Raw genomic sequence first — 6000 nt, forward strand, 5'->3', positions numbered from 1 at the left:
GAAAATCGAAGTCAGACAGATCGAAAACCGATATTGTCGCCGAAAATCTCTCGAAATGGAATCAAGAGATCAAAGACGCGCAATAAAATTGCAAATTCCGGCCAATTTCCTCACCACTGTGGCGCGTTTTCTAGCCACTGTGGCTATTTTTCCCGCCAGATTGGCGCGTTTTCTAGCCACAAACTATGTGCCGCGCTCCCTGGAACCTAAATTAGATGTTAATTTAGCTCTCCGCCACGGGTGTATCCTTGACCGATCACTCAGGAACGTGGTTAGGAAATTGTGAACAGCCCATCCTCGGAACAATGAGCTGAACGAAACGGCAAACCACTGGCGACAGCGGGACGCAAAGCCTCCGGTCTCACGAAGATAGCGGGGTCACCGAAACAGGGGTATTCCGGACAATGAAGACTGCAGCCCATAGCGGCTACTTCGCGGCAGGGGGGGCCTCTTCCCGCGTAAGTGCTTCATCAATCAATTGGCGCACGACTTCGGAACGCGAGAATACCTCACGGCGGAGCATGGAGGCTTTCAACCGCTCCATCAACTCCGGTTCGACCATCAAAACAAGCCGATGCACCTTCTTTTCCATCCCTTCGCAGATGAAACATGCGTTGCGATGTGACAACAATAACAGTAGTGCCAACATGGCACAGTTTGCAAACATTGCAATACTGGGATGCAGTGGCATTTGGGTTGAGGCGATCTGATGATCGAGAAGTACCGAAATCTGTATGGGCGTGTGATTGAACGCCGCTCAATCTCGCTCCGCCAAATCAGCGAGTTGGTAAGTCAGCACCATAGCAGTCTGTCGGCCATGCTCGAACCTGGTGGCAACCTCAGGCCGCGATACGAGAGCCTCGTCGCAGTTGGACGAGCGATCGGAGTGGATCGTCTCGAAGCGTTCCTTGCCGTTGAAGTCCTCAACGACCCTGAACATTATCATGATCCGCGCCTCACGCTCGTTTGCCGTCTTGTTTCGACGTTGATGAGAGAAATGTTCGAGCCGGATTCTGACGTGATACCCGACCTCAATGACGGTGAGGTAGCGATGCTCTGTAGCCGCATCCTCAGCTTGCTCGGGGAGCATCACAAGCTAATCCAGAGCAACAACGCGCGCTCGAACCTTATCTCCTTTCGCTAATAAGATGAAACGGCGTTTCGATCTCGTCATATTGCCTTTTGCTATCCTTACCTGGGCAGCCACCTCTCAAGTTGTTAGGGCTGATGTGAGCAGGCAAGTGGCAGTGCTCTCCTTTGGGGCACGCGTAGCGGTTGCCGACGCCCCTGCCAACCAAGTCCGTGCTGGCATGATGTCGAGCTTCGGAGAAACCGCCCCCCCTCCTGCACCGTCTGCGCCCGCAACGTCAGCAGCAGCCTTTGTCCGTGTTCCCACCTGGATGCGAGGCACGAAGTCTTCACTCACTCAACAGTTTGCAATACCGGTTGGTCCAACGTCCTGTGCAGCTCCAACATATCGTAAGTCCGCACTGCTCAGCGCAGCAGCAGAAAAGCGGCGCGAGTCCATTTATCCGGTTGTGCATGATATCGCTTGTAGGTCTGGTCTTCCGGTTGGCCTAATGGACGCGCTTATCATTCAAGAGAGCGGGTACAATCATGCGGCCATAAGTAAGAAGGGCGCCTTTGGCTTAGGGCAGCTAATGCCTGACACCGCTCGTCAGCTTGGCGTGAACAGGTTCGATCTTCGCGACAACCTGCGAGGCGCGGCCGCATACCTAAAACAACAGCTCGACAGCTTCGGTCAGGTTCACCTCGCGCTCGCGGCCTATAATGCTGGGCCAGGTCGGGTTCGAAAGAAGCGCGAGATCCCCAACATTGAAGAAACCCAAAATTACGTTCGGCGCATTCTCTCTAATTGGTATCATCTGACTGATACTGCGAACGACAGCACCTCTCGCTCATTCGGAACCCGAGCACAAATTGTTCGGGTGTATTGATGATCGTCCATCAAAGCTCGGACCTTACCCAACGCCTTTGTAGTTTTACGCTTGGGCCCGAGCGACATTATCGCCGATCGCACGATTCTTTCCCCGGAATCATCGGCGAAAGCACGAAATTCGGGCGTGGAATATCGGCCAGTCCGGAGCGCATGGTTCGTCCCAGTCGAATCTATTTTTCGAGCTTTGTGATCACCGACGCGTCAACGGCGCTGACTGTGCGATCCACAAGAGTTCACGACGTTCATATTGAACTGATAGGGGGCAAGTGAGGGCATAAAAAAACCCGGCCATTGGCCGGGCTTTTTGGAGGACCAGCTACCGAAGCGTCGATCCAAGGTGTGACAACCGGACGTTAGCTGGGTCTCCCACAATTCGCAACACCAAAGCGCAATTCGCGCTGCGATTTTTTGCGTCCTCACGGGCTCCAAATTTGGAGTGACCGAACGATGTTTCATAGCCAAATTGGGATAGCCGACGTTCCCTCGGCCGCGCTGGCTGAACTCCGCAATGCCGGAGTCAGCGACGACGACATTAGTACGGCATATGCCCTGCAACAGCGTCAGCGGGCGTCAGGCGTTCCAGTACTCCCACTCGCGGTGCTATGTGGCGTTCAATTGCACCAGCTTCCGATGTCTGCCGGGCTTAGTAGAACAGCTTCAAGACTGGCTGGCTCCCGCCCCCTTTCGCGTAGGCCCCATGGCAGCACGCACGTTACGCGCCGACCGGTCTGGGGCGGCAGTGTGCGCACCGGCGATGTTGCCGAGGCCGAATTCGTCAGGCCGGTTACGAGTGAGCAGCGCAAGCAGCTCACCCACGCCTGTTTTCGAATGTTTGAGCATGGGCGGAAACTCGCGGCTGAAGCACGCGCGGGTCGCGAGCTTACGACAGAAGAACATCGCTTGACGCTGTTTACCCGGTCATGTCGGGATATGCTGATAAGGATGCTCGACGAGCTTCATTATCGCAAGGGATGGTGCAATCCCTCCTATGAGACTTTGATGCGATGGACTGGCCTTGGTCGTCGCGCGGTCCACTACAGCATTCAGAGGTTGCGAGATCTGGGCGTCGTGGAATGGATCAGACGCTACATTTACACACGGGACCAAGAGACGGGCGCGCGCTCAGAGCAAACCTCGAACCTTTATCGCGCGCAGCTCCCTGCCTGGATCGGGAAAATGATCGGGCTCTTTGCCCCCGTGCCGGTGGATGAAGATCAGCGCCGCTCAGAAGCGCTGGAACAACACGCGCAAATGCTAGCCGCCGCCGGAGCGGTCGAACGTCGCAGGCTTATGCCGACCGACATTGCTCAGCGCGCGGCCCTGATCCTCGCTGCGGAGCGGTCGTCAGAGAGGCAGCGACAAGAGACTTTGACCCGTGAGTGCAATCAATGCACTCCTCCTCACCCGATTTTAAAATCTATTAAGAGGGATCAGTGGAATGACCCTAGTCGGGTCATGCCTACCCCTGACGGGGCTTCAGAACGGCCCCGTTGGAGCCAAAAACGCCATCCTAAATCCTAAGCTGAACGCACCAACCGTCGGCTACGCCGACGGAATGCTCCCCAATGGGAGCAAGCGGCACCCTCCGTCCTTGAAATGAGGCGACGGTGCCAATCTGTGAACTAGGAGGGATTTCAATGAGATTGTCGGCAGTCCTCAATCGGCGAAAGCACGAAACCGCATTGAAGGCCGAATCGCTCTAGGACCAGATTGCCCGCCGCGTAAAGGTAGATCGGCGAAAGCACGAATCTGCGCGCTATTGCCAACCGTTCCCCGGAGAATCTTTGCGACATTCACATGTCTGAAGGCGTCATCTCGGGTGAAAGATTCGTGCTTTCGGCGATTCTAAGTCAGTCGCGGGTTTACACCTCGCACTATGATAGACACTCTCAAATTCGAAGCGCCGGGCTCTAATCGTGCTTTCGGCGATTTTGGACGGGCAACACCACCATGGCGGCAAAACAGGGAGACCTCTTCGTTTTTGATAGCCCCCTTCACGGCGACGTGCGGGGCGAGCGGTCGATTATGGCCTTTCCATTCTTTGCCTTGACCAAAATCGCTCAGATGAAGCCCATTGAGTTTCACTCCAACAACGTGTCGATCGAGGTTCGTCCGAGTACGATGGGCGTCGCAACGATCTACGATAAAGAGATCGTCCTTTACATCGCCAGCTTGATGATCGCCAAAATCCAAGAGGGTCTCCCGGTTGGGCAGGACTTCACCTTTACCGCCCATGATTTCTTTCGCGTAACCGGCACCAGTCAGTCGAAGCGATCATATCAGCGCCTAAATGAAGCACTTGAGAGGCTGCAGGGAACTCAGATCCGCACGAACATCGAGACTGGCGGGGAGGGCGAAGAGGGATACTTCTCGTGGCTACCTGAAGCGCGCTTGAGCTACACGCGCGGGCGTAGTGGCGAGCGCCGCCTCAAAGCGGTCAAGGTTCGCCTTTGCGACTGGCTGTATCGAGCGATACGCATGGATCAGCGCATTCTCTCGTATCATCACGATTATTTCTCGTTGGGTCCGATCGAGCGCCGAGTTTACGAACTCGCTCGCTCACACTGTGGGGACGACGATGTGTGGGAGGTGGAGATTGAGGCGCTCCGCCATCAGGTGGGTAGCAACGATACGGCGCCCCGCTTCAAGCATGCTCTAAAGCGTATCGCCGAAGCTGACGAGCTGCCTGAATATCGATTGATTATCACTGACATCGTCGACAGCGCACCAACAGCCCCAGGGCGGCGAAAGGCCGTCCGAACTCTCGTGTCAGTACGGCCGCGCCAAGATCGTTCACGGTCGCCAGCGATGCTACTCCAAACTCGCCTCGCGCCGGCACATTAAGGTCGCGTATGCTCCGAGACCCCGGATGTCCCGATCCAATGGCCACACTGACTGATGAAATGGTTGTGACGGTCTGAAGCTAGGAACGAGCCTTCAGCTGAATTCAATCTAGGCCGTAGACTCATAAGCCCGTAGCCACAGCCTCATTGAGGCGAGTTGGACCATGGCGAGGAAGTTCGCGGCGAGCTTATCGTAGCGGGTTGCGACCCGGCGGAAGTGCTTCAGCTTGGAGAAGAACCGCTCGATCAGGTTGCGCTCCCGATAGAGCCGCTTGCTGAAGCAGGGTTTCCAGCGCCGGTTGCTCTTCGGCGGGATGTTAGGCGTTGCGCCCTGGTCTTGGATCAGTTCGCGGATGCGATCGGCATCATAGGCCTTGTCCGCCAGCACGATGGTGCGCGGTCCGAGATGGTCGAGCAGCGCATCTGCGATCTGCCCGTCATGCGTCTGCCCGGCAGTTAGGCCGAACCGGATCGGGAGGCCCTGCGCGTCGACGACGACGTGGATTTTGGTCGTGAGCCCGCCGCGTGATCGACCGAGACACTGATCTGCACCCCCCTTTTTACCGTCGCGGCCTGCTGGTGGGCGCGAACAGAGGTGCTGTCGATCATCTGGATGTCTCCGTCGTGCGCGGCGGTGATCGTGTCCATAAGCCGGTCCCACACGCCCGCCTTCCGCCATCGTACAAAGCGGTTGTAGCAGGTGGTACGCGGACCATAGCGCTCTGGCAGGTCGCGCCACGGCGCACCGGACCGCAATACCCAGAAGATGCCATTCAGCACGCGTCGGTCATCGACACGCGGCACGCCTCGTGATTTGTTGGGCAGTAGCGGCTCGATAACGCGCCACTCGAAGTCGGTCAGGTCGTATCTGCTCATGCCGAGCCTGAATCAGATTTCGACGGCCTGCGAAAGCCCAAGCTCGAACGGCGCTTTCAGCTATGCCGCGCGGCTGAGCAAATCCGCAACTATCTGCCCCAAATTCGATGGGGAATCAGCAGAGGGAACTACCAAATCTGCCTCCGGCTCAAAGCCCCCTTTGCTACCCAAATTACGATGAGGCGTAACTTTCAGCGAAATCCCATCGCTAACGACGCTGACATGTTGGGTCAATTTCATGAAAGTGGCCCACGAACCAACTCCGGCGGCCGCCAATAGCGGCTTGTCGATGCGTGCATCGGGCGGTGGTGTCGGGACGCC

The 6000-nt window shown here is 56.6% G+C and carries 7 protein-coding genes and 1 riboswitch; of the genes, 4 read left to right on the top strand and 3 right to left on the bottom strand.

Annotated elements, in window-relative coordinates; all coding sequences use genetic code 11:
• Window positions 1-311: 311 nt before the first annotated feature.
• Window positions 312-386: riboswitch (cyclic di-GMP riboswitch) on the top strand.
• Window positions 387-427: 41 nt separating this feature from the next.
• On the bottom strand, window positions 428-691 hold the full coding sequence (locus M2332_RS16575; RefSeq protein WP_264575058.1) for a hypothetical protein: 264 nt from the start codon (window positions 689-691) through the stop codon (window positions 428-430).
• Between the two features lie 18 nt (window positions 692-709).
• On the opposite strand from M2332_RS16575, the gene M2332_RS16580 reads away from it, so the two are divergent.
• The 4 genes from M2332_RS16580 to M2332_RS16595 all read left to right on the top strand — a co-directional run bounded on the left by M2332_RS16580 (window position 710) and on the right by M2332_RS16595 (window position 4804).
• A complete protein-coding gene (locus tag M2332_RS16580; RefSeq protein WP_264575059.1) occupies window positions 710-1144 on the top strand; it encodes a hypothetical protein in 435 nt (144 codons plus the stop codon).
• Between the two features lie 256 nt (window positions 1145-1400).
• Complete coding sequence (locus M2332_RS16585) at window positions 1401-1958, top strand: lytic transglycosylase domain-containing protein (protein WP_264575068.1); 558 nt, start codon at window positions 1401-1403, stop codon at window positions 1956-1958.
• A gap of 743 nt (window positions 1959-2701) precedes the next feature.
• Window positions 2702-3481: a helix-turn-helix domain-containing protein gene (locus tag M2332_RS16590; protein WP_264575060.1), complete on the top strand. Its 780-nt coding sequence runs from the start codon at window positions 2702-2704 to the stop codon at window positions 3479-3481.
• 429 nt (window positions 3482-3910) lie between these two features.
• Window positions 3911-4804: a replication initiator protein A gene (locus M2332_RS16595; RefSeq protein WP_264575061.1), complete on the top strand. Its 894-nt coding sequence runs from the start codon at window positions 3911-3913 to the stop codon at window positions 4802-4804.
• 108 nt (window positions 4805-4912) lie between these two features.
• On the opposite strand, the gene M2332_RS16600 is transcribed toward M2332_RS16595, so the two are convergent.
• Both M2332_RS16600 and M2332_RS16605 read right to left on the bottom strand, forming a co-directional pair.
• Window positions 4913-5679, bottom strand: a protein-coding gene (locus tag M2332_RS16600) for an IS5 family transposase (RefSeq protein ID WP_264575062.1) whose coding sequence is annotated in 2 segments (ribosomal slippage) — window positions 4913-5367 and window positions 5367-5679 — 768 coding nt in all. Because the reading frame shifts where the segments join, the coding sequence is not laid out codon by codon here.
• A 60-nt stretch (window positions 5680-5739) separates the two neighbouring features.
• Window positions 5740-6000: hypothetical protein (locus M2332_RS16605; RefSeq protein WP_264575063.1), on the bottom strand; the 261-nt coding region annotated here is incomplete at its 5' end.

The organism is Sphingobium sp. B11D3A, assembly GCF_025961695.1.
Taxonomy (GTDB): Bacteria; Pseudomonadota; Alphaproteobacteria; order Sphingomonadales; family Sphingomonadaceae; genus Sphingobium.